The sequence below is a fragment of the Bradyrhizobium sp. BRP56 genome, from assembly GCF_020194035.1.
In the GTDB taxonomy this organism is placed as follows: Bacteria; Pseudomonadota; Alphaproteobacteria; order Rhizobiales; family Xanthobacteraceae; genus Bradyrhizobium; species Bradyrhizobium australafricanum.
Window position 1 is genome coordinate 22298 of the sequence record NZ_JADYVV010000055.1, and the last position, 23694, is coordinate 45991.

Genomic DNA, 23694 nt, shown 5'->3' on the forward strand with positions numbered 1-23694 from the left:
CGCCATGATCTCGAAATTCTTCATCGAGCGCCCGGTCCTTTCCAACGTCATCGCGATCCTGATGATCCTGATCGGCGGCGTGGCGCTGTACAATCTCGCGGTCGCGCAATATCCCGACGTGGTGCCGCCGACGGTGCAGGTGACGACGCGCTATCCCGGCGCCTCGGCCAAGACGGTGGTCGACACCGTGGCGCTGCCGATCGAGCAGCAGGTCAACGGCGTCGAGGACATGCTGTACATGCAGTCCTACAGCGGCGCCGACGGCACCTATACGCTGACGGTGACCTTCAAGATCGGCACCGATCTCAATTTCGCGCAGGTGCTGGTGCAGAACCGTGTCTCCAGCGCGCTGTCACAGCTGCCGACCTCGGTGCAGAACCAGGGCGTCACGGTCCAGAAGCGGTCGACCTCGATCCTGCTGTTCGTGACGCTGACCTCGCCGAACAAGACCTATGACAGCCTGTTCCTGTCGAACTACGCCACCATCAACATCCGGGACGAGCTGTCGCGCCTTCCGGGTGTCGGCAACGTCACGGTGTTCGGCGCCGGGCAATATTCGATGCGGGTCTGGCTCGACCCGAGCAAGCTGCAGGTGCGCGGGCTGGTGCCGCAGGACGTCATCCAGGCGATCCAGCAGCAGAGCCAGCAGGTCACCGCCGGCCAGGTCGGCGCGCCGCCGACGCCGGCGGGCCAGGCGTTCCAGTACACGCTGAACGTCAACGGCCGGCTCGACGACAAGAGCCAGTTCGAGGACATCATCGTCAAGACAGGCAATGTCGGCGACGTCACCCGGGTCCGCGACGTCGGCTGGGTCGAGCTCGGCGCGCAGACCTACAGCCAGATCTTCTCGCTGAACCAGAAGCCCGCGACCGGCATCGGCGTGTTCCAGTCGCCGGGCGCCAATGCCTTGCAGGTCGAGAAGGCCGTCGAGAAGAAAATGGCGGAGCTCGCCAGGCAGTTCCCGCAAGACATCAAATACGACACGCCGTTCGACACCACCAAATTCGTCAACGCCTCGATCGAGGAGGTCTACAAGACCCTGTTCGAGGCCGGCCTGCTGGTGCTGGTCGTGATCCTGGTCTTCCTGCAGGACTGGCGGGCGATGCTGGTGCCGGCGACCACCGTGCCGGTCACGATCATCGGCGCGTTCGCGGCCATGGCCGCGCTCGGCTTCACCATCAATCTGTCAACGCTGTTTGCGATCGTGCTGGCGATCGGCATCGTGGTCGACGACGCCATCGTCGTGGTCGAGGGCGCGGCGCACAATATCGAGCGCGGCATGTCGGGCCACGACGCCGCGATCAAGGCGATGGACGAGTTGTTCGCGCCGATCGTCGGCATCACGCTGGTCTTGATCTCGGTGTTCCTGCCGGCGGCGTTCCTGCCCGGGCTGACCGGGCGGATGTACGCGCAATTCGCGCTGGTGATCGCCGCCACCGCGCTGCTCAGCGCCGTCAACGCCGCGACGCTGAAGCCGACACAGTGCGCGCTATGGCTGCGTCCTCCCGCGCCGCCCGAGCAGCGCAATTTCTTCTATCGCGGCTTCAACGCGGTCTATGACCGGCTCGAGCGCGGTTACACACGGCTGGTCAGCGGCATCGCCGGGCATGCCAAGACTTCGGTCGCCGTTGCGCTTGTCATCATCGGGCTTGCCGGCTACGGCCTGTCGCGGGTGCCGACCGGATTCATTCCGATCGAGGACCAGGGCTATCTGCTCGCCGCGGTGCAATTGCCCGACGGCGCGGCCCTCGACCGCACCCAGCACGTGCTCGACGAGGTCACCAGGATCGCCGGCAAGACCCCCGGCGTCGACCAGGTGGTCAGCATCGCCGGCATCTCCGCGCTGGACAACTCCTCGAGCCTCGCCAATGCCGGCGTCGCCTACCTGATCCTGAAGGACTGGAGCGCGCGCGGGCCGGGCGAGGATCTGCGTTCGCTGGTCTACGGGCTCAACGACAAGCTCGCGGTGATCCCGGAGGCGCGCATCCTGGTGATCCCGCCGCCGCCGATCCAGGGCATCGGCAACGCCGCCGGCTTTGCCATGCAGGTCGAGCTGCGCGACGGCAATGCCGACTACGGCAAGCTGCAGGCGGTCACCGGCGCGATCGTGGCCAATGCGCAGACCCAGAGCGCGCTGCAGCGGGTCCAGTCGTCGTTCCGCTCGATGGTGCCGCAGTTCGACGTCGACGTCGATCGCATCAAGACGCAGACCCTGCACGTCACCCCCGACCAGATCTTCGCGGCGCTGTCGACCTATCTCGGTGCCAGCTACGTCAACCAGTTCACCAAGTTCGGCCGCACCTTCCAGGTCTATACCCAGGCCGAGGCACAGTACCGCCTGAGCCTGCGCGACATCGAGAACATGATGGTGCGCAACAGCAACGGCGACATGATCCCGCTTGGCACGGTCGCCAAGATCACGCCCTCGATCGGACCGTCGCTGATCAGCCTCTACAACCTCTATCCGTCCGCCTCCATCATCGGGCTGCCGGCGCAGGGTTACTCGTCCGGCCAGTCGATGGCGTTGATGGAGGAGATAGCGACAAAGACGCTGCCGCCCGGCTCGGGCTTCGAGTGGACGGCGATGTCGTACCAGGAGAAGGAGGTCGGCAGCCAGATCTACTATGTGTTCGCGCTGGCGCTGCTCCTGGTCTATCTGGTGCTCGCCGGGCAATATGAGAGCTGGTACGCGCCGATCTCGGTGATCCTCGCCGTACCGCTGTCGCTGCTCGGCCCGACGCTGGTGCTGCTGAGCCTGAATATCGAGAACAACCTCTACACCCAGATTGGCACCATCCTGTTGATCGCGCTGTCGGCCAAGAACGCGATCCTGATCGTCGAGGTCGCGCTGGAACGTCATCTGCGCGACGGACGGTCGGTGCTGGATGCGGCGATCGACGCGGCGCGCGCGAGATTCCGGCCGATCCTGATGACGTCGTTCGCCTTCATCCTCGGCGTGCTGCCGCTGGTGATCGCGACCGGCGCCGGCGCAAACGCCCGCAAGTCGATCGGCATCACCGTGTTCTCCGGCATGATCGCCTCGACCTGCCTCGCCGTACTGTTCGTGCCGGCGTTCTTCGTCGTGGTGCAGAGTTTCGAGAACTGGCGCAAGGCGAAGAAGGGCAAGACGGCTCCGCAAGCCGCACCGCAGGCGTCGGGCACGGTGCATTAGGTCTGCGCATTCAAACCTGTCCGTGTGCCCCTGAGAGGCCGTGAATGTATGTCTCGATGACGCAACATACTCGATGTCGTCCCGGCGAAAGCCGGGACCCATAACCACCGAAGGTTATTGTTGCACGACGCTGGGGCCACAGCTTTCTAACGACTCAACCCTGTGGTTATGGGTCCCGGCTTTCGCCGGGACGACGAGGGGAGAGAGAAACGTTCCCGCCTACACCTTCACCATGCGCTTGCCGCGGTTTTCGCCGGCGAGCAGGCCGATCAGTGCCTGCGGCGTGTTCTCGATGCCGTCGATCACGTCCTCCTGCACCTTGAGTTTGCCCGAGGCGACCCAGGACTGCAGGTCGGCGAGCGCGGCATCGCGCTGATCCATGTAATCCATCACGATGAAGCCCTGCATGATCAGCCGCTTCACCACGATCAGGCCGGGCACGCCGCGCGGGCCGTGCGCGGAGGGGACGCCGTCATATTGCGAGATCGCGCCGCAGCAGGCGATGCGGCCGCGATTGTTCATCTGCGCCAGGCAGGCTTCCAGAATGTCGCCGCCGACATTGTCGAAATAGACGTCGATGCCCTTGGGCGCCGCCGCGCGCAGCGCCTTGTAGGTGGCGCCGTCCTTGTAGTCGACCGCGGCGTCGAAGCCGAGCTCGCTGGTCAGCCAATGGCACTTGTCCTTGCCGCCGGCGATGCCGACGACGCGGCAGCCCTTGATCCCAGCGATCTGGCCGACGATCGAGCCGACCGAGCCCGCGGCCGCCGACACCACCACGGTCTCGCCTTCCCTGGGCTTGCCGACATGGAGCAGGCCGAAATAGGCGGTCAGGCCGGCAACGCCGTAGACGCTGAGCAGATGCGTCATCGGCTCGAGCTTCGGCATCTTCGCCAGATGCTTGGCGGGCACGGCGGCATAATCCTGCCAGCCGGTGTCGCCGAACACGATGTCGCCGGGCTTCAGGCTACAATCCTTCGACGAGATCACCTCGGCGATGCTGCCGCCGGCCATCACGGTGTTGGCTTCCACCGCAGCGCGGTAAGTGGCGCCGTGCATCCAGGCGCGGTTGGCGGCATCGAGCGAGATGTAGCGTGTCCGCACCAGCGCCTCGCCGTCCTTCGGCGTGGGGATCGTCCCCGTGGTCAGACGAAAATGCTCGGGGCCAAGCTTGCCGGTCGGCTTTTCAACAAGCAAGATCTGGCGATTGACGGTGTCGTTCATTGGCGGTGTCTCCCCCTTTGCCTTCGCTTTGCCTTCGCTTTGCCTTCCCTTGGCGTTGGTCGTTTCGCATGCAATTGACTGCGACGCGCGCAGCGCCTTGCACAGATTGTGCGCTGCATGAACGCTAGTCCGCGCGCTGGCATTCCACAACGGGAACGTTTCGGCAAAGTCGCGCTGGACGCGAAGCGTGTTGCGTAGCTGCGTAAATCTGCCACACTTGCCCTCCGCCGGGAACTTACGGGGGTAAGAGAATGTCCAGCAGGTTTACGCAGTATATCCTGATTGCGATGGTCCTTGGCATCGCGATGGGGACGATTGTCTTCAACTACTTTCCTGACAGCCGTGCCGAGATCGCAGCAGACGTCAACCTGATCGCGATGCTGTTCCTGCGTCTGATCAAGATGATCATCGCGCCGCTGGTTTTCGCGACCCTCGTCGGCGGCATCGCCCATATGGGAAGCGGCGCCAAGCTCGGCCGCATCTTCGCCAAGACCATGGGCTGGTTCGTCTCCGCCTCCTTCGTCTCGCTGCTGCTCGGCCTCGTGATGGTGAACCTGCTGCAGCCCGGCGCCAACTTCCCCGGCACGCTGCCCGACAAGGCGCAGTCGACCGGACTGCCGGTGTCGGCGTTCTCGATCGAAAAATTCCTCACCCATCTGATCCCGACCTCGATCGCGGACGCAATGGCGCAGAACGAGATTCTGCAGATCGTTGTGTTCGCGGTGTTCTTCGCGGTTGCGCTCGGTGCGATGCCTGAACGGGCCAAGCCGATCATGAACCTGATCGACGACCTCGCGCACATCATGCTCAAGGTCACCGGCTATGTGATGCTGTTCGCGCCGCTCGCGGTGTGGGCCGCGATCATGGCGACCGTCTCGAAGAACGGCCTCGGCGTGCTCTGGAAGCTCATCGTCTTCATGGGCGGCTTCTATCTCTCGCTCCTGATCCTGTGGGGCATCCTGGTCGTCGTCGGGTTCATCGTGATCGGGCCACGCTACAGCCATCTCTTGCGGCTAATCCGCGAGCCGCTGATGATCGCGTTCTCGACCGCCTCGTCGGAGGCGGCCTATCCGAAGACGCTGGAGGGGCTGAACAGGTTCGGCGCCTCCTCGCGCATCTCGGCCTTCGTGCTGCCGCTCGGCTATTCCTTCAACCTCGACGGCACGATGATGTACTGCACCTTCGCGAGCATCTTCATCGCGCAGACCTACCACATCGAGATGTCGGTCGGCACGCAGCTCGCGATGCTGGCGACGCTGATGATCACCTCGAAGGGCGTCGCCGGCGTGCCGCGCGCGTCGCTGGTGGTGATCGCCTCGACGCTGGCGCAGTTCAACATCCCCGAGGCGGGCCTGCTGATGATCATGGGCATCGACACCTTCCTCGACATGGGCCGCAGCGCCACCAACGTGATCGGCAACTCGCTGGCGACCGCCGTGGTCGCGAAGTGGGAGGGCGAGCTGAAGGCCGAGCACGAGCTCGGGCCCGACGACGCGGTGCCGCAGGATGCGGTGCCCGGCGCCGTGATGGCCGGCCATTGACGGGAGGCATGCATGCATCGCGCCCGCTGGAGGCCGATACGGGCTGAGGCGCCGCTACGGTCGACATGCCTGCTGTCAGCGTGTCTGCTGGCGGCAAGCCTGCTCGCCGGACCGGCCGACGCACAGCCGGCGGGCGAGGGGCTCAGCCCCACGCTCGCCAACATCAAGGCCACGCACACGGTGCGGATCGGCTACCGCGAAAGCTCGCTGCCGTTCTCGTTCCTCGATCACTCCAACCGGCCGATCGGCTACAGTCTCGAGCTGTGCGATGCGATCGTCGAGGAGATCGGGACCGAGGTCGACGACGCCAATCTCAAGGTCGACTACGTCAAGGTCACCTCCGACGACCGCATTCCGGCGGTCGTCGACAAGAAGATCGACCTCGAATGCGGATCGACCACGGCGAATGCCGAGCGCGGCAAGCTGGTCGCGTTCTCGCCGCTGATGTTCGTGGCCGGCACCAAGCTGATGGTGCCGAAGGCCTCCGGCGTCACCCAGGTCGCCGACCTCAAGGGCAAGACGGTGGTGGTGACCAAGGGCACCACCAACGAGCAGGCGATGCACAATGTCGACGCCAAGCAAAAGCTCGGCCTCAACATCGTCACCGCACCCGACCACGAGCAGTCCTACCAGATGCTGGTGGACGGCAAGGCGGATGCGTTCGCGACCGACGACATCCTGCTCTACGGCCTGATCGCGCGGCACAAGTCGCAGGACAAATTCCGCGTCACCGGTGACTACCTGTCCTACGATCCCTACGGCATCATGTACCGCAAGGGCGAGCCGCAGATGAAGGACGTGGTCGAGCGTGCGTTCCGCAGGCTGGCCTCGAACCGCGACATCGTCCCGCTCTACAACAAATGGTTCGTCGCCCGGCTGCCGACCGGCGAGAAGCTGAACGTCGCGCTGTCACCGCAGCTCGAAGAGGCCTTCAAGGCGCTCGACGATTCGCCGGGCGGGTCGAACTAGCCGCGAATTTCGGCCTCTCCCCTCGCGGGAGAGGTCTGAATTCCAGCGCGACTTCGCTCACCGCCAATAGCGGCGCGACAAATCCAGGCACTGCCGGACCCAGTATCCGTTCACGTGGATCAACTGGCACGTGCTCGGAGGCGGCTCCTTGATGATTGGGTAGCCGTGGATGTCGATATTCGTCGGGGCCGTGACGCCGCGCCAAAACACCGCGTTGGCGGCCGGAGGATTGAAGGCGGCGGCGAACGCCGCAAGTGCGACGAAGCTCAAAAGAAGTTTGCGCATAATCTGTTTCCGGATCAATCAATGCACGGAAGCGTACTCCCTTGCGCAGGATGAGCAAGGCGCTGAATCGATCAAAATGACGGCCGGAACGTCGGTGCCGGCTGCACCGCCGCCTCCGCGTCAGCCGCTGCGAACCGCCATGCATGCGAGGGCAACGATGCCGACCGCCGCCAAAACAACCATGACCTGGAAAACCGCGCGCCCAAGAATCGCTCCCGTCATAGCTCCGTCGATCCGGCGGGATCTTCCTTCGAGTGTCCACGCGCCGCGATCTCTGGAGCATCATCGGCAGGCAAGATTCGGCTGTTGAAGTCGGCGAGGTCGTCGCTTCACCAGCTAGTGTCGTTCGGCGACAAGTCGATCGACCTGTTGCTTCAGCTCTGCTTCCATTTCGGAAATGACGTCGTGCGGCAGGCGAGCGCGAAGCGGATCGGTCGTCTCGTGCCGCATCCCGGGCGGCTTGACGAGCGCGGGTCGTTCAAGGGCCTGATCCTCGGTCAATCGTCGAGAGGACGCATAGCCTGTCGGGCCGGCCGTCACGTCAGCGCCGTAGGGCTCGCAAGAATCCTGATCCGACTGCACAACGTTCTTCATGAGCTCTGCCTCCTGGCACTATCTCGCAAGAATTCACTTGCTCAGGCCCGAACCATTCGGCTCGTCCGGCTCGTCGCCCATCAATGACGCTGAAACCTGCAAAGTTGTTCCGCACGGAACCTGCAAAGGTCTGCCGGAGCAGTCCCTCATGAAGCGGGAACCAGAACCATAAACATCCTCGTTCGTTAACTCTGGTTGATCGTTCGGAGGTCGCCATGGCTTACGCGAGACCAATTCGTCAAATAGCAATTGTGGTCGAAGACGACACGATCCAGCGCGACATGATTGCGCTGTTGTTGGAAGAAGGTCATTTCGACGTCATCCAGTGCGAAGACGCCGAGACGGCAGCGCTGGCCATCAAGATGCGTCATCCGTCGCTGGTGGTCACGGACATCAAGCTCATGGGCAAAATGGATGGCGTCGAGCTTGCACGTTTGGCCGTCGATTGCGACCCGGGTGTGCGCGTTATGGTCATCTCGGGCCGGCCCCCGGACAGCGCGCTGCCTGAGGGCGTCAAGTTTTTCGAGAAGCCGGTTTATCCACCCATGCTGCTGCGAGAGCTGGCGTCGTAATTCCCGCCGATGGGTGGCCCATGCAAGACGATCCCGAAATCGATTGGCACCGGGAGCAGATTGCGAAGAACCGGGAGCTGATCGCGGAATTGCAATCCGGAAATACGGCGGGGGCTGACGTGTTTCCCGAGACGCAAGCCGAGATCGACCGTCTCACGGCACAGATCGAGCAATCGGAATTGATCGTCGCCGCCTATGAAAAGGAGCACCCGCAAGACTGATCGGGCGCTCACAGTGCAGGATCGCGCCGGCGAGCCCGCGTCGTCGGGCGGGGAAACGCTGCCTACGCGAACGCTTCGTCCAGCGCGGCCGAATACGCCGCCCCGACCAGCGCCGGATGCCGGCGCCCCAGCGCTTCCATCTTTACCCCGGAGTTCACCTCGAGGATTTTCCACGCGCCATCCGTGCGCACGACGTCGATCGAGGCGAAGCGGATGCCGACGGCTTGCGCGGCCTTGATCGCGAGCGCGACGCAGGCCTCGCGCATTGCGTCATCGGCGAGCAGCACGGGCTCCGCGCCGGCATCGAGGTTGTGCCGCCAGTTGAGCAGGAGCCGTTCGCCGGCGGGCGGAACGGCGTCGAGCGCGGCGGCATCGAAATCCTCGGTGATGGTCTTGAGTTGCTCGGCCGTCGCGCTCGCCTGCGCCAGCGCGCGCAGCGACCGGATGCCGTCGCCAACCACCGACGGGCGCGTCTTGCCGTAGACGATCAGCGCGCGCGCATCGAGCAGCACGACGCGCACCTCGTCCGCGATCTCGACATAGGGCGAGATGGCGAGACTTGGATGCGCGGCAAGGACGCGCGCGACCGCGGTCTCCAACTGCGCCCGCGTCGTCACGCGGAACACGAGCTCGCCGGAGGTCCCCTCATTGGGTTTGATGACGAGCCCCTGCGGATGCTGCTCGAGCAGGCGTTGCATCGCGTCCAGCGAGTCCGATCCCGGGATGTGCTTGCTGAGCTTCGCGCCCAAAAACAGCGTATGCGGAATGACGGGGACGCCGGCCAATGCCAGCACGTCCGCGCAGGCCGATTTGTCGTTGGCGACCTGATGTGCGACCGCGCTGTTCAGCCCGACGTCGTAGCCGATCGCGAGCCGCCGCGCGTTGTCCTTGGTCATGGTGACCAGCCAGCCGCCGGACCGCACCTCGACGGCAATCGCGTGCGCCAAACAATATTTTTTGATGGTTTCCAGGAAGATTCGCTGGCTGATCAGGACCACGAGATCATTTTCCCTTCACCGCGGTTTCGTAGCAATTAATTGCCAGATCGACGCCGATCTCAGCAAGTAAATTACGTGCAGTCCCACGTGTTAACGATGACGTCGTTGAACCTCTGCGCGAAATCGAACGACTGCCATTCTGAGATCGCAATTGCACGCCAGTTGATCTTGACTATCTCCTACATTGGCGCAATGGACACCCGAGATCTTCAGTGATTTCGGCCACTTCCGCGCCGTCGCGAGCCGTCTAGAAATCAAACTATTCTAATTCTGGTCAGTCGAGAAAACGAAAACCCATGAGCGCGTTCTATCGAGAGAAAGTTCTTTCCGTTCAGCACTGGACCGATACGCTTTTCAGCTTCCGGGCGACCCGCGATTCCGGTTTCCGCTTCCAGAACGGGCAGTTTGCCATGATCGGCCTCGAGGTCGACGGCAGGCCGCTGCTGCGCGCCTATTCGATGGCGAGCGCCAATCACGAGGAAGAGCTCGAGTTCTTCTCGATCAAGGTGCAGGACGGCCCGCTCACTTCCAAGCTGCAGAAGATCCGCGAGGGCGACACCATCCTGGTCGGCCGCAAGGCGACCGGCACGCTGATCACCGACAACCTGATTCCCGGCAAGCGGCTGATGCTGCTGTCGACCGGCACCGGCCTCGCGCCGTTCGCCAGCCTGATCAAGGACCCCGAGGTCTATGATCGCTACGATCAGATCCTGCTGGTGCATGGCTGCCGCCAGGTCTCCGAGCTCGCCTATGGCGAGGAGCTGGTCGCCAAGCTGCGCGACGACGAGCTGTTCGGGCCGCTGCTGTCCGAGAAGCTCTCGTACTACCCGACCGTGACGCGCGAGCCGTTCCGCAACCGCGGCCGCATCACCGATCTGATCACCTCCAACCAGCTGTTCAGCGACCTGCATCAGGGCCCGCTCGACATCGAGACCGATCGCATCATGATGTGCGGCAGCCCGGCGATGCTGGAAGAGCTGAAGCAGCTGTTCGAGACGCGCGGCTTCAAGGAAGGCAGCGGCAACACTCCCGGTCACTTCGTGATCGAGAAGGCGTTCGTCGAGCGCTAAGGCCGTGAGCTTTTAAGATTGTCGTCCTGGCGAAAGCCAGGACCCATAACCACCGCTCTTTGTTTGTCGAAGGCTGGGGCCCCATCGGGCTCCAGCCTTTTGCATTTGTGGTAATGGGTCCTGGCTCCCGTGCGCAATTGCGCACTAGGCCAGGACGACCCGTGAGTATGTGGCGTCTCCCATTCCCCCGCTGCTATAACGCCCCCAACGCCGCGCGGCCATTTCCCGAACGCGGCGATCTGGGAGCAGCACCTTGTCCATCACCGATCCGGATGCACCGAAGACCGCCTTTGTGTTTGCCGGCGGCGGCAGCTTTGGCGCGATCCAGGTCGGCATGCTGCAGGCGCTGGCCGCGCATGGCGTGGTCGCCGACATGGTGGTCGGCTCCAGCGTCGGCGCACTGAACGGCGCGTTCTACGCCGGCGACCCGACGGTCTCGGGCGTCGCGCGGCTGGCCGAGATCTGGCGCGGCCTCAACCGGCAGGACGTGTTTCCGGTGACCTGGCGGACGCTGGTGAGCTTCTTGTGGCGGCGCGACTTCCTGATCCCGCATGACGGCGTCCGCAAGCTGATCGACGACTACATCCCGTTCCGCAATCTCGAGGACGCGCGGATCCCGATCCACATCGTCACCACAGACATCATCAGCGGCGACAGCGTGGTGCTGTCGGAAGGTTCGACCGCCGAGGCGATCGTCGCATCGACCGCGATCCCCGGCGCGTTCACGCCGGTGCATTACCGCGATCGTTTCCTGGCCGATGGCGCGATCTCCAGCAACACGCCGGTTCGCGTCGCGGTCCGGCACGGTGCCAAACGCCTGATCGTGCTGCCGACCGGGCATGCCTGCGCCAACCAGGCGCCGCCGGTCGGCGCGCTCGCCAATGCCCTGCACGCGCTGACGCTCCTGATCGCGCGGCAGCTCGTCAACGAGCTCGAGAACATCGGGCCCGATGTCGAGTACTTCGTGGTGCCGCCGCTCTGCCCGCTGGTCGGCTCGCCCTACGATTTCTCGCGGACTGCCGATCACATTACCCGGGCACTCGACACCACCAACGCCTGGCTCGACGGCGACGGCCTGAAGCCGGGGCACATCCCGCACGAATTGCAGCCGCACGAGCACTAGGCGAACGGTGCTCTCTCCTCATCTCCTCTGCAAGCGCACTCACATGCGCGGGTGATGACACCGCGTGGTGCGACGCCTCGAATCGAGAACCATCCCCATCGTCGTCCCTGCGAAAGCAGCGACCCATACGCCGCGGCGGACCTTGTTGAAGGGACTCGTCGTTCCAGCGTGGCCCAACAATTGGCATTTGTGGTTATGGGTCCCTGCTCCCGTGCGCAAGTGCGCACTAGGCAGGGACGACGGGTTGGAGGAGCCGCAGACTCACATCACGATTTCGGAATAGTGGAATTGCGCCGGTGAGTTGCCCGACGTGTCAAGTCGCTGTGTCGAGCGCCGGCGGCAGCCGGCTCCTTTGCATGGGGTTGTTTTCGATATTTTGGTAGTGCGCCCGCGACGGCAGGTTATCGCATCCGATCCGCTGCGCTCCGTTGCAGTGCAAAAGGCGATACCGTTTCAATTTGACCGGTATCCGCACCCGCCCATTCGGGCGGTTGTCACATCTGTGACTGCTCGGCCGTATAACCGTAGTGCACTTGTTCCGCGAGTTGGATTAGGCTCGCGGCCGACAGGTCATTTGGGCAGACCGGAGGAATTTCATGGATACAGTGCTGCTTCCGTTCTCGCCACGCTTCATCGTGCTGACGATCTGCGCCGTCGTCACCGCGCTCCTGCTGCTGGTTGGAATTTTCGATCACAAGGTCTTCAAGATCGTCCTGATCCCGCTGGTCATCTTCGGCGCGCTGACATTGCTCGGCATCCGCGATCTCACCCAGAAGAACCACGCGGTGCTGCGCAACTACCCGATCTCGGCGCATGTCCGCTTCCTGCTCGAGGAAATCCGCCCGGAGATGCGGCAATATTTCTTCGAGAGCGAGAAGGACGGCATGCCGTTCTCCCGCGACACCCGCGCGGTGGTTTACCAGCGTGCCAAGATGGTGCTCGACAAGCGGCCGTTCGGCACCCAGGAGGACGTCTATCGCGAGGGCTATGAGTGGATGCACCACTCGGTGGCGCCGAAGCCGAGGGCCGACCAGAAATTCCGCATCACCATCGGCGGCCCCGACTGCACCAAGCCGTATTCGGCCTCGGTCTTCAATATCTCGGCGATGAGCTTTGGCGCGCTCAGCCCGAACGCGGTGCGGGCGCTCAATGCCGGCGCCAAGAAAGGCGGCTTCGCCCACGACACCGGCGAGGGCGGCGTCAGCCCCTATCATCGCGAGATGGGCGGCGACATCATCTGGGAGATCGGCTCCGGCTATTTCGGCTGCCGCAACCGTGACGGCACCTTCAATCCCGACGAGTTCGCACGCGTCGCGGGTGACGACCAGATCAAGATGGTCGAGCTCAAGATCAGCCAGGGTGCCAAGCCCGGCCATGGCGGCGTGCTGCCGGCGGCGAAGGTTTCCGAGGAGATTTCCAAGATCCGGGGCGTGCCGATGGGCGAGGACTGCATCTCGCCGGCCTATCACAAGGCGTTCTCGACGCCGCTGCAGATGATGGAATTCGTCGCCCGGATGCGCCAGCTGTCCGGCGGCAAGCCGGCCGGCTTCAAGATGTGCATCGGCCATCCCTGGGAGTTCCTGGCGATCTGCAAGGCGATGCACGAGAGCGGGCTCTATCCCGACTTCATCGTGGTCGACGGCAATGAGGGCGGCACCGGCGCCGCGCCGCTCGAGTTCATGGACCATCTCGGCATGCCGATGCGCGAGGGCGTCAATTTCGTCCACAACGCGCTGATCGGCATCGGCGCGCGCGATCGCATCAAGATCGGTGCCTCCGGCAAGATCGCGACCGCGTTCGACATGGCGCGCGCGATGGCGATCGGGGCCGACTGGTGCAATTCGGCGCGCGGCTTCATGTTCGCGCTCGGCTGCATCCAGTCCCTGAGCTGCCACACCGATCGCTGTCCGACCGGCGTCACCTCGCAGGACCCGATCCGCAACCGCGCGCTCTATGTGCCCGACAAGATTGACCGCGTGTACAACTACCACCACTCGACCCTGCACGCGCTGACCGAGCTGCTCGCCGCCGCCGGCCTCGAGCACACCAAGGAGCTGCGCCCGATCCACTTCTCGCAGCGGTCTTCGACCACCGAGGTCTCTTCCTTTGCCGAGCTCTATCCGACGCTGCGCCCCGGCGAACTGCTCGAAGGCACCCAGGACCGCCGCTTCCGCGACGCCTGGGCGATGGCGCGCGCGGATTCGTTCCAGCCGGCAGGATAAGGGCGGCAAATCTGTAGCCCGGATGAAGCGCAGCGTAATCCGGGACCACTCTCTGTGCGGATCGACCGATCCCGGATTACGCTTCGCTCCATCCGGGCTACGCTCATTACGTAGCAGCGGACGCGCCGAACCATTTGGTCAGCGCCTCGGTTAGCCCCGCGCGCGTTCCCTCTCCGACCCACGCCACATAGCCATCGGGCCGAACCAGCACCGCGGTCGGGGCCGAAACCGTGCCCTGCGCGGGAAGCTCCCATGCGCCGCGATTCGCGGCATCGACCAGCTGAACCCGGTCGGTCCATCCCGCGATGGCGATGCCGTCGGGCTCGCCGAAATTCAGCAGCACCGGCCGCGCCCGGTGCAGCAGCGCGAAGACCTGCATCGGGCCGTCGGCCGTGACCAGATCGAGATCGGGCATGCGGCGTCCGAGCAGCGGATGGCCGTCGCCAAGATCGTAGTGAAGATCGAGGCCGGACATCATCGCGGCAAAGCATCTGCGCGGCTCGTCCATGCGCAGCAGGTCGGAGACGATCTCGTTCAACGCCCGGGTGCGCGGATCGGTGCGGTTGAGCGCGACATGCGCCATGGTGTTGCGCAGCACGCGGGCCGCCACCGGATGCCGTTCGGCTTCGTAGGTGTCGAGCAGGCTGGCCGGCGCGATCTGCTTGACCACCTGGGCGAGCTTCCAGCCCAGGTTCACCGCGTCCTGCACGCCGATATTGAGGCCCTGGCCGCCCATCGGCGGATGCACATGGGCGGCGTCGCCGGCCAGCAGCACGCGCTGTTTGCGGTAGGTCAGGGCCTGCCGGGTCATGTCGGTGAAGCGCGAGATCCAGACCGGACTGTGGATGCCGAAATCGGTGCCGTACGCGGCGACCAGTGCCTCGCTGACGTCGCGCAAGGTCGGCTCCCGGTCGGTGCCGAGTTGCCGTTCGGTCAGCACCAGCCGCACCTGCCCGCCATCTTCCGCCTTGCCGATCGCCGAGGTGCCGGTGTCGTGCTGGCGAAAGCCCCATTCCGGCTCGCCCGACATCTCGGCCTCGGCGATCAGCCAGCTCATGGTCGGATCGCATCCAGCGAATTCGATGCCGGCCGCTTTGCGGACGACGCTCCGACCGCCATCGCAGCCGACGAGATATTGTGCCCGGAGCAATTGGCCATCCGACAGCTCGACGTCGACGTCGCCGGCGTCCTGCGTGAAACCGGTCACCTCGCGCCCGCGATGGATCGGCACAGCGAGTTCTTCGACCCATTCGCCGAGAATGCGCTCGATATGGGTCTGGAACAGCCCCAGCGTGAAATTGCGCCGGGTCGGAAAGTCGGTGATCTCAAGCGGAACCAGATGCGAGTGGAACAGCACCGCCGGATGGCGCGTTCCCAGCGCGACGAAGCGGTCGCCGATGCCGCGCTGATCGAGCACCTCGATGGTGCGCGCGTGCAGGCCGCCGGCCCGCGCGCCGATCAGGTCCTCCCTCGCGCGCCGCTCGACAATCGCAACATCTATTCCCGCCAGCGCCAACTCGCCCGCCAGCATCAACCCGGTCGGACCTCCGCCGGCAATCACGACAGCATGTTCCCGCATCCCGCACTCCTCCGTTCGATTGGGCGCGCGTTCTACGAGATGACCCCGGGCTTGCGGCAAGCCCGGGGGGTCTACATATATCTGAGTGGGGAGAGGGCGTTTGCTCTATCGAACCAATTCCGAGACATCATTGACAAGAACGGCGCGGCAAATTTGCTGTCGTCCCGGCGCAGGCCGGGACCCAGAGATGGCGCGTTCAGAACTCGCCGTGGATGCGGCCGGAGAAGATGTGCACCGGGCCGCGGTCGGCGTTGTAGGCGGGGTTGGTGATGAACTGATAGTCCGCGGTCAGCGTCAGGTTCTTGTTCACCTGATAGGCGTAATAGGTCTCGAAGATCCGCTCCGGGCTGTAGTTCAGCGCACCGTCGCCGATCAGCAGGCCGAGGCCGCCGGCGGCAAGGTAGTCGCGATGCGCTGATGATAGCCCGTTGATCGCGCCGCCGATGCCGATCGTGTCGTTCGCCCGTCCCCACCTGCTGCCCTTGATCGACACGCCGCCCGAGACGCTGCGATCGACATCGGTGAACGACAGGATCTCGGTCCGGCCGTCGTTCCAGCTGAGGCGGCCGAACAGGCCGACATCCTTTGCGATCTGCTGCTCGCCGTTCAGATAGAAGCCGTATTTCAGATTGTCCTTGCGGATGCCGGCCATCACGTCGTTGATGTCGAGCCCCGGATTGGCGTCCTCGATCGCGAGCGCCTGGGCGTAGTTGCCGGTGTTGCCGCGGTTGCCGAACACGCCGACGCGCAGCTTGCCGGGCTGATCGAAGATCGAATAGCGGCCCTCGAACTCGACCACCGCGCCGCCGGTGTTGAACACCAGAACGTCGCTGTTCGGTGCGTTCGGCACCTGGAACACGCCGGCGCGCACCGCCCAATCCTTGCGGTTGAGCTCGACCACGGCGCCGCGGGTGTAACCGGGCAGGTCGGCCGGGAAGTCGTAGGCCGCGGACGCCCACATCGCCCAGTTCATGAAATCGGCGCGCGGGTCCTTGGCGTAGGAATTGCCGTCGAAGAAATCGCCGACCGCAAAGCGCCCGACCACGAGCGTGAGGCGGTCGATATCGCGCTTGCCGGCGATCTGGTTGGGGCCGTCGGCGACGTCTTCCTGCTCACCGCCGAAGCCGAAGGTCTGCTTGAAGTAGTAGCGCTGCGGCCGGATTTTCGGGAACGGCGCGCCGGCCTTCTGGGCTTCGCCGTTCGAGAAGCCGGCAAGGCCGAGCGTGCCGTTGAGGCCAAAGCCCTGCGCGGTTTCCGGGTTGAAGTAGAACTCGCCGCCCTCCCAGAGCCGCACGCCGAGAAACGCCGTCGTGGTCCAGGTCTGCTGCAACTGTCCCGCGCCGGGAAGGCTGTTGGTGCCGGCATAGGGCGAGCGGAAGGACGGATAGGTCTGCGGCAGCAGCGTCGTCTGGCCGTGCACGCTCCAGTCGCTCGATCCGGGCAGCGCGGCGCGCGTCGGCGTCGCCGACCATGGCGAGTCGCCAAGCTGATAGTTGAGGCCGAATTTCAGCAAATGGATGCGCGGGTCGATGCTGACGCCGGGCAGGCCGAAATCATTGAGGCCGAGCGTGCGGCGCGACAGGTCGACGTAGTCGTATTCGACCTTGGCGGTCCAATTGCCGCTCACCGCGAATTCGGCGCCGGCGCCGACGGTCCAGCCGGTCTGGTACTGGCCGGGCTCCGAGATCACCTCGCCCGCGGCGTCGTTGACCCGCACCTGGCTGTGGCCCCAGGCGAAGCCGCCGGTCACGTAAGGCATCCAGGTGCCGAAAGAGTAGCCGGCGCGGCCGCGCAGCGTGCCGACATAGTCGATCGACGAATTGAAGGGGCCGAGCACCCGCCGCGGCAGGTCGGTCGGGCCTGTGAAGGTTGCATCCGCCTCGACGCCGAGCACGAAGCGGTTGGCGAATTCCTTGTTGTATCCGACCTGGAAGCCGCCGATCCCGCCGGTAATGGTGGGCGGGAAAAACACGCCCTGTTCCAGGATCGGGTTGGTGCCGGGACCCAGCGTGCCGTCGCCATAACCGACATGGGCGCCGACATAGAATCCGGTCCAGCTGTAGACCGCCCTGGCGGCGGGGGATTTGAGCGCCAGATCGGCCGCGGTCGCCGGCGCGCCGAAGGTTGCCGCACCGAGCGCTGCGCCGGCGGCGATCTGGACCCGGAAGAGGCGGACGCAGGTCATGACGCGGCTTTCCGCGAACAAGTGGCGGTTTCGCCCGGCATCACTGCAGATTTGGTGGCCGCTTGCCACCCGAGATTTGAAATCATCGCCCGCCGTCCCCGGTCCGATCTGTGTCGTCCCATCCAAAGCCAGATCAGCACCTAGCATCCCCGGTTGCTTATTGCAAATAATTCGCAATAGCAACTGAGGTGCGCCCATTACCGTTCCGATTTGCACGCCACCGTGACAGTCACGTAACAGCGCGAGGCGGCAGGCCACATCGGCGGCGATCAGCCGCGTGTCCGTGGCAAACCGGTCGCGACCCGACCGTTCAATCGATGCCACCATTGTCCTCGTCCTTTGTGTTGATGAATGCCGGCTGCGATGCCCTGCCGATCACGACCCGCGCGCCGGCCCGTTCGACACATCGCGCCATCGACAGCGCCGTCCGCAGCCCGGCGTTTGACATTGTGCGTTTCCGGTGGAGCGCGGCCGCGCCGCGCAGGATGGCGCTCGCCAGCCTGAGCAGCACGATCGCGCCCCATCGCCGGCCGCGACTGAGCGCGGTCACGCTCCCACCGTGGCGAGCTGGACGATCCGCAGCAGCACGAGGCCGGCGGCGACGACGAGATAGCCGCGCAGCACGATCATCCAGATCCGGCTCAGCGGGCTGAGTCGCGCCGGCGGCAGCCGGTCGAGCGGCGGCATCCGCCAGCTGTCGCGGTCGACCAGCGAGGGCTTGCGCTTGAAGCGGAAGGACGCGTTGCGGCGCGACGACGTCCCGTAGAACTTGACGGCTGCCGTGATCGCGAGCGCAAGCACGCTGCCGCCGACGAGGATGCCGATAATCCAGGCCTCGCCGAGATCGGGGAACAGCACCGCCGCGGTCAGGATCACCGACAGCATCACCAGCCCCGCGACCACCGCGCCGGTGAACAGGTTGAGTTTGGTCGAATTGACCCAGGGTCCGAGGATGTGGCGGTCATTGCACAGCAGCAGCAGGAACACGGTCGCGCTCGGCAGCAGCACGCCGGCCAGCGTCTGCACCGCGTTGGTCAATAGTCCGAGCGGCGTGCCCGGCGTCAGCACCAGCACCGCCGCGAGCACGATCAGGCCGCAATAGACGCTGTAGAAGCCCTTCGCGTCCCACGGCTTGCGGTGCAGCGAGTGCTTGACCGCGAACACGTCGCCGATCGCATAAGCGGTCGCGAGGGAGACTGCCGCAGCACCGATGATGCAGGCATCGAGCAGCGCAAGGGCGAACAGCACCGCCGGCAGCCGGCCGGCATATGTCTCGAGGCCGACCGCGGTCCCCAGCGCGTCGGTGTAATTGCCGAATTCGGGCTTTCCTGCGAACACTGCCGCGCAGAACGAGATCATCGCCACCGCGCCGACCACGACCAGCACGATGCCGATGCATAGATCCATCCGCTCATAGCGGATGAAACGCGGCGTGATCCGCTTGTCGACGATGTAGCTCTGCTGGAAGAACAATTGCCACGGCGCCACCGTGGTGCCGACGATGGCAACGATCAGCAGCATCACCTCGCTGAGCTTGGCGTCCTGCGGCATCTTCGGCACGAAGAAGTCCGCCGCGATCTGCCCGACCGGCGGATGCACCATCAGGATCACGGGTACCAGCAGCAGGCTGCCGGCGACCAGCACGATTCCGAAGCGTTCGAAGCGGCGGAAGTCGCCGGTCGAGACCGCCAGCATCACGATAACAGCCGAGGCCAACACGCCCCAGAACTGCGAGACGCCGAGAAAGTGAAGTGCAAACGTGATGCCGATGAACTCGGTGACAATGGTCAGCGCGTTCAATACCAGGAGGTCGATGACGCTGAAGGCACCCCAGAACCTGCCGAAGCGCTCGAAAATCAGCCGCGCATGGCCGACCCCGGTGACGGCGCCGAGCCGCACCACCATCTCCTGGTTGACGTAGAGCACCGGGATCAGCAGCAGAAGCGTCCACAGCAGCGTGGTGCCGTAATTCTGTCCGGCCTGGGTGTAGGTGCCGAACGCGCCGGCGTCGTTGTCGCCCACCATCACGATCAGGCCGGGGCCGACGATCGCCAGCAGCGTCTTCAGCCGGGCCAGCAAGGTCGCGCGCGGCGCGGTGTCGTCGCGCGCGATGCTGCCGAGCGCGCCGTGGATGTCGCCGGCATGCGCGCTGTCGAGAATGGCGGTTTGTGTGGTCTTGCTTTCGGTCATTTCGCGTCTCCTCGCCGCCTTTCGGCACGGCGGGAGGGACGCAGGCGTCGTCAGGCGCGCACGTCTCCGCTGCCGTGAGCAGCGGCATTTCCAGATCTGATGCAGCTCAATGATCCCGCTGCCGCGCCGCGATGGCGCGCAACGGGACGACTAGGTCCTTCGTCCATGCCGGCCTCCTATGCATGTATTTTGCTTCGACTCGAGCGACGAGCTTGTCACCTCGCCCGCGTGCGGGGAGAGGTCGGAACGCATCGTCAGATGCGTTCCGGGTGAGGGGGACTCTCCGCGAGCGCGTCTATTGCCGTATGCATGGAGGCAGCCCCTCACCCCATAAGAACGGGGAGAGGGGGCGCTACGTCGCTGCTGATCGAGATCACCGCCGCTGTCGTCGACGATCCAACGGCATTCCAGCCGGCCGTCGATCAGGACCCAATGACAGGCCGGGGTTGGACGCCGGCGGCGGCCCGCCAGGCGGCGAAAGCCCGGCAGGTTGTCATTGCAATGAATGGCGGCCGGCGGCGGCATGCGCCGCGGCTTGACAACGCGCCGCGGGCTTGCTTGCCGGAATTTTGCGAGCTTTTCGAACATCGCTCACCTCCACTTCCGCTGGTCGCGGCAGGCCGGTGAGGAGCAGTGGTCAGCTTGGGCGCGACCACCCGTCCACGCAGGCGAGATCTGCGCGATCAGTCTTGCTGTGTTGCGGCGTCACCAGTCCCGGCATCGCCGGACTACTGTCGCCTGAGTTGCTACTGCCCATGTGCCTTCTGTGCTGGCTCGTGGATCGACTTGTCTCCGGGGCCAGAACCCCGGGGCGGAACGAACGTTCCCGCCATCGCGGCACTACGCCCGCGACAATGGCCTGTCAAGTCGATTCGGCTATCCTCCGGGGAGGATCACAGCTATCCTCCCCGGGGGATAGGAGAGCCAGATGTCCGACGACCATCCGCACGCTGCGATCGCCAGGCGCCTGAAGCGCGCCAACGGCCATCTCGACACCATCGTCGAGATGATCGAGCAGGGCCGGCCCTGTGCGCAGATCGCCCAGCAATTGCAGGCGGTGGAGAGCGCGATCGAGAGCGCCAAGAAGGCGCTGATCCACGATCACATCGGGCACAGCCTCGAGGACACGCTGAAGGCGTCGGGGCCGAAAGGGCGAGCCGTGCTGCGCGATTTCAGACTGGTCGCGAAGTATCTGTGATTGCCGCGTTCAAGAATTGACCCGCCCGGGGGGATCACCGGACGGGTCGGTTGCGACACGGGGTGGATGAGGACCCGTGCCGAACACAGGATCCGCAACCCTAGGAATTGCGTCGATCAGTAGGAGCAGCTGCGCACGCGGCCGATGTAATTGCCGTAGGCGTCGAACTGGCGCACCCAGCCGCAGCGCCGATAGCCGCCGCCGTAGTAATAGCGTCGCTGGCCGCGATCGCGCTGCCGACAACGGCGGCGCCGACGAGACCTGCGCCAACGCCCCAGCCCCAGCCATACGGCTTCGCTTCAGCCTGCGACGTCGTGGACGCGATGGTGCCGGTCACGGCGAGCGCGGTGAGGGCGAGGGCGGCGAACTTGGTCTTGATCGACATGGAATACTCCATCCTGTGTGGGCGGCGCCGGTGTGGTCCGCATGCCCGTTGGACGGAGGCTGTCCGGTTCCGGTTCGAAGATCGGGGCGGAAATATGGTTTCGCGAATTGTTTCGTCGCGCTTGTCAGGACGAAGCCATCGCGGTCATTTGCCGCGAAATACGCCGGGATCGAACCTGTCGACATCGGCGAGCAGCTTGCAGAACGCGCGCGCGCCGTGCTCGATCAGCTTCTCGCCCTTCTCGGCCGAGGCCTTGGTCGCATCGCCGATCGCGCCGCTCGGATTGAGGTCCTGCGCCTGCCAGGCGAACGGCGCCGGCCGCTGCGTCGACAGAAAGCGATGATCCTTCTCGATCCGCACGCTGGCCGGCTTGAAGTCCGCGACCGCCTCCTTGCGCACGGCGTGCGGATATTTCGCCAGCATGATCGAGGTCTCGACTGCTCCGCCATGGATGCCGTGGCGCAATTCGCCGGCGTCGAACAGCCCGTCGGGCGCGCCGAAGCGCGACCAGCTCGTGGTCACCACCAGCATCTGATGGTGCGCGCGCAGATCCTGCGCCACCAGCTGCATCGCGGCGGAATTGCCGCCATGGCTGGTCACGATCACGAGCTTCCTGACGCCTGCGCGCGCCACGCTCTCGCCGAGCGCCATCCAGCTCCTCAGCGCCACGTTGGTCGGCAAGGTCAAGGTACCCGGAAAATCGATGTGCTCGGTTGAGATGCCGACCGGCTGCAACGGCAGGAACGTGGCGGGAGTGGTCGCCGGCAGCAACTCTCGCACCCGCGAAAGATAGGCCTCGCCGATCATGACGTCGGTTCCGAGCGGCAGATGCGGCCCGTGCTGCTCGGTCGCGGCCAGCGGCAGCACCGCAATCCAGCGCGCGGCCGTATCCTTGGCGATATCGGGCCAGTGGATGGCGGTCCAGTCGCGGGGCGGAAGCTGAGAAGTCATCAAGCCGGTCGTTTCAATACAAGCGTTTCACGGGATGGATTTGCAGGCTAGTTTGTTTAACATCATAACGGGTTCGCGTCTCCGGGCGCGGTCCACGTCTTCCCGCCTTCCATCATGGGCCATAATGATCGACGGAGTCCAACCATGATCCCGGCCTTTTTGCTGCGAGCGTTAACCACAAGCCTTCTGACCGCCGCGCTTTGCGTCGCTGCGGCGCTTGCCCCGGCGCGGGCGCAGACCTCAGACAAGACCTTGGACAAGGTCTCGTTCGGCACCAATTGGGTCGCCGAGGGCGAGCATGGCGGCTTCTTCCAGGCGCTCGCCGACGGCACCTACAAGAAATACGGCCTCGACGTCACCATCGTGCCCGGCGGTCCCAACGAGAACAACCGCATGCTGCTGATCGCGGGCAAGCTCGACTTCTTCATGAGCGCGAACTCGCTGCAGACCTTCGACGCCGTCACCAACAACGTGCCGCTGGTCGCCGTCGCCGCCATGTTCCAGAAGGACCCCCAGGTCTTCCTGACCCATCCCGAGGTCAAGGCCACGAAGATCGAGGATCTGAAGCCGCTCACGCTTTTGATTTCGAAGGAGGGCATCACCAGCTACTTCCAGTGGCTGAAGTCCGAATATGGCTTCGACGAGAACAAGGTGAAGCCCTACACCTTCAACCCGCAGCCTTTCATCGTGAACAAGCAGACCGCGATGCAGGGCTACGTCACCTCGGAGCCTTTCGCGGTCGAGAAAGCCGCCGGCTTCAAGCCGAACGTGCTGCTGCTCGCCGATTACGGCTTCAACTCCTACTCGACGCTGATCGAGACCCGCCGCGACCTGGTCGACAAGAAGCCTGACCTCGTGCAGCGCTTCGTCGATGCCTCGATCGTCGGCTGGTATCACTACGTCTACGGCGACAACTCGGCCGGCAATGCGATGATCAAGAAGCTCAATCCCGACATGAACGACGAGCTGCTCGCCTATTGCGTCGCCAAGATGCGCGAGCACGGCATCGTCGATTCCGGCGATTCCATCAAGAACGGCATCGGCGCCATGACCGACGAGCGGATGGCGAGCTTCTTCGACAAGATGGTGCGGGCCGGCGTGGTCAAGAGCGCCATCGACTATCGCCAGGGCTACACGCTGCGCTTCGTCAACAAGGCGGTCGGCGCCGAGCTCCGGCCGAAGAACTGACGGGTGCGGACGGGCGATGGCGGAGCCTGC

19 protein-coding genes and 1 pseudogene are annotated in these 23694 nt (G+C 64.6%); 10 read left to right on the forward strand and 10 right to left on the reverse strand.

Features of this window, described 5'->3' with window-relative positions; all coding sequences use genetic code 11:
* The first annotated feature begins 4 nt into the window (after window positions 1–4).
* Entirely contained in the window at window positions 5–3172 is a 3168-nt protein-coding gene (locus tag I6F38_RS31075) for a multidrug efflux RND transporter permease subunit (RefSeq protein WP_225163090.1), read from the forward strand.
* A gap of 219 nt (window positions 3173–3391) precedes the next feature.
* Here the strand turns inward: I6F38_RS31075 and I6F38_RS31080 are convergent, their stop codons facing one another.
* Entirely contained in the window at window positions 3392–4393 is a 1002-nt protein-coding gene (locus I6F38_RS31080; protein ID WP_225163091.1) for an NADP-dependent oxidoreductase, read from the reverse strand.
* A 251-nt stretch (window positions 4394–4644) separates the two neighbouring features.
* On the opposite strand from I6F38_RS31080, the gene I6F38_RS31085 reads away from it, so the two are divergent.
* Both I6F38_RS31085 and I6F38_RS31090 read left to right on the forward strand, forming a co-directional pair.
* Window positions 4645–5934 carry a dicarboxylate/amino acid:cation symporter gene (locus tag I6F38_RS31085; protein ID WP_225163092.1) on the forward strand — a complete coding sequence of 430 codons (1290 nt, stop codon included), beginning with the start codon at window positions 4645–4647 and terminating at the stop codon, window positions 5932–5934.
* A gap of 12 nt (window positions 5935–5946) precedes the next feature.
* Window positions 5947–6903 carry an amino acid ABC transporter substrate-binding protein gene (locus I6F38_RS31090; protein WP_225163093.1) on the forward strand — a complete coding sequence of 319 codons (957 nt, stop codon included), beginning with the start codon at window positions 5947–5949 and terminating at the stop codon, window positions 6901–6903.
* 57 nt (window positions 6904–6960) lie between these two features.
* On the opposite strand, the gene I6F38_RS31095 is transcribed toward I6F38_RS31090, so the two are convergent.
* Complete coding sequence (locus I6F38_RS31095) at window positions 6961–7188, reverse strand: hypothetical protein (RefSeq protein WP_028337614.1); 228 nt, start codon at window positions 7186–7188, stop codon at window positions 6961–6963.
* Between the two features lie 336 nt (window positions 7189–7524).
* Window positions 7525–7782: a hypothetical protein gene (locus tag I6F38_RS31100; RefSeq protein WP_225163094.1), complete on the reverse strand. Its 258-nt coding sequence runs from the start codon at window positions 7780–7782 to the stop codon at window positions 7525–7527.
* 215 nt (window positions 7783–7997) lie between these two features.
* On the opposite strand from I6F38_RS31100, the gene I6F38_RS31105 reads away from it, so the two are divergent.
* Both I6F38_RS31105 and I6F38_RS31110 read left to right on the forward strand, forming a co-directional pair.
* On the forward strand, window positions 7998–8354 hold the full coding sequence (locus tag I6F38_RS31105) for a response regulator (protein WP_076832727.1): 357 nt from the start codon (window positions 7998–8000) through the stop codon (window positions 8352–8354).
* A 20-nt stretch (window positions 8355–8374) separates the two neighbouring features.
* Window positions 8375–8575 (forward strand): hypothetical protein, encoded by a 201-nt coding sequence (locus I6F38_RS31110; RefSeq protein WP_076832724.1) that lies wholly within the window; start codon window positions 8375–8377, stop codon window positions 8573–8575.
* Between the two features lie 62 nt (window positions 8576–8637).
* Here the strand turns inward: I6F38_RS31110 and I6F38_RS31115 are convergent, their stop codons facing one another.
* Window positions 8638–9573 (reverse strand): RimK-like protein, encoded by a 936-nt coding sequence (locus tag I6F38_RS31115; protein ID WP_225163095.1) that lies wholly within the window; start codon window positions 9571–9573, stop codon window positions 8638–8640.
* Between the two features lie 296 nt (window positions 9574–9869).
* Between I6F38_RS31115 and I6F38_RS31120 the strand changes: the two genes are divergently transcribed.
* From I6F38_RS31120 to I6F38_RS31130, 3 genes are all read left to right on the forward strand, one after another.
* Window positions 9870–10643 (forward strand): ferredoxin--NADP reductase, encoded by a 774-nt coding sequence (locus I6F38_RS31120; protein ID WP_076832718.1) that lies wholly within the window; start codon window positions 9870–9872, stop codon window positions 10641–10643.
* A 253-nt stretch (window positions 10644–10896) separates the two neighbouring features.
* On the forward strand, window positions 10897–11766 hold the full coding sequence (locus I6F38_RS31125; protein WP_225163096.1) for a patatin-like phospholipase family protein: 870 nt from the start codon (window positions 10897–10899) through the stop codon (window positions 11764–11766).
* A 596-nt stretch (window positions 11767–12362) separates the two neighbouring features.
* Window positions 12363–13988, forward strand: coding sequence for an FMN-binding glutamate synthase family protein (locus tag I6F38_RS31130; RefSeq protein ID WP_225163097.1), 1626 nt, complete (start codon window positions 12363–12365; stop codon window positions 13986–13988).
* Window positions 13989–14094: 106 nt separating this feature from the next.
* Here I6F38_RS31130 and I6F38_RS31135 read toward each other — a convergent pair whose 3' ends face one another.
* The 4 genes from I6F38_RS31135 to I6F38_RS31150 form a co-directional block, all read right to left on the reverse strand.
* Window positions 14095–15567 carry an FAD-dependent monooxygenase gene (locus tag I6F38_RS31135; RefSeq protein WP_225163098.1) on the reverse strand — a complete coding sequence of 491 codons (1473 nt, stop codon included), beginning with the start codon at window positions 15565–15567 and terminating at the stop codon, window positions 14095–14097.
* Between the two features lie 196 nt (window positions 15568–15763).
* The gene (locus I6F38_RS31140) at window positions 15764–17752 is read right to left on the reverse strand and encodes a carbohydrate porin (protein ID WP_225163099.1); all 1989 of its coding nucleotides are present in this window, start codon (window positions 17750–17752) and stop codon (window positions 15764–15766) included.
* Between the two features lie 310 nt (window positions 17753–18062).
* The gene (locus I6F38_RS31145; RefSeq protein ID WP_225163100.1) at window positions 18063–18302 is read right to left on the reverse strand and encodes a hypothetical protein; all 240 of its coding nucleotides are present in this window, start codon (window positions 18300–18302) and stop codon (window positions 18063–18065) included.
* The gene (locus tag I6F38_RS31150) at window positions 18299–19942 is read right to left on the reverse strand and encodes an NRAMP family divalent metal transporter (RefSeq protein WP_225163101.1); all 1644 of its coding nucleotides are present in this window, start codon (window positions 19940–19942) and stop codon (window positions 18299–18301) included. The genes I6F38_RS31145 and I6F38_RS31150 overlap by 4 nt, the downstream gene beginning before the upstream one ends.
* Window positions 19943–20870: 928 nt before the next feature.
* Between I6F38_RS31150 and I6F38_RS31155 the strand changes: the two genes are divergently transcribed.
* Window positions 20871–21140 (forward strand): metal-sensing transcriptional repressor, encoded by a 270-nt coding sequence (locus I6F38_RS31155; protein WP_057020119.1) that lies wholly within the window; start codon window positions 20871–20873, stop codon window positions 21138–21140.
* Between the two features lie 116 nt (window positions 21141–21256).
* Here the strand turns inward: I6F38_RS31155 and I6F38_RS31160 are convergent.
* Together I6F38_RS31160 and I6F38_RS31165 are read right to left on the reverse strand one after the other, a co-directional pair.
* Window positions 21257–21525 (reverse strand): annotated as a pseudogene (locus tag I6F38_RS31160) (hypothetical protein).
* A 144-nt stretch (window positions 21526–21669) separates the two neighbouring features.
* Window positions 21670–22476 carry a creatininase family protein gene (locus tag I6F38_RS31165; RefSeq protein WP_225163102.1) on the reverse strand — a complete coding sequence of 269 codons (807 nt, stop codon included), beginning with the start codon at window positions 22474–22476 and terminating at the stop codon, window positions 21670–21672.
* 144 nt (window positions 22477–22620) lie between these two features.
* On the opposite strand from I6F38_RS31165, the gene I6F38_RS31170 reads away from it, so the two are divergent.
* Window positions 22621–23664 (forward strand): ABC transporter substrate-binding protein, encoded by a 1044-nt coding sequence (locus tag I6F38_RS31170; RefSeq protein WP_069280433.1) that lies wholly within the window; start codon window positions 22621–22623, stop codon window positions 23662–23664.
* Window positions 23665–23694 lie beyond the last annotated feature (30 nt).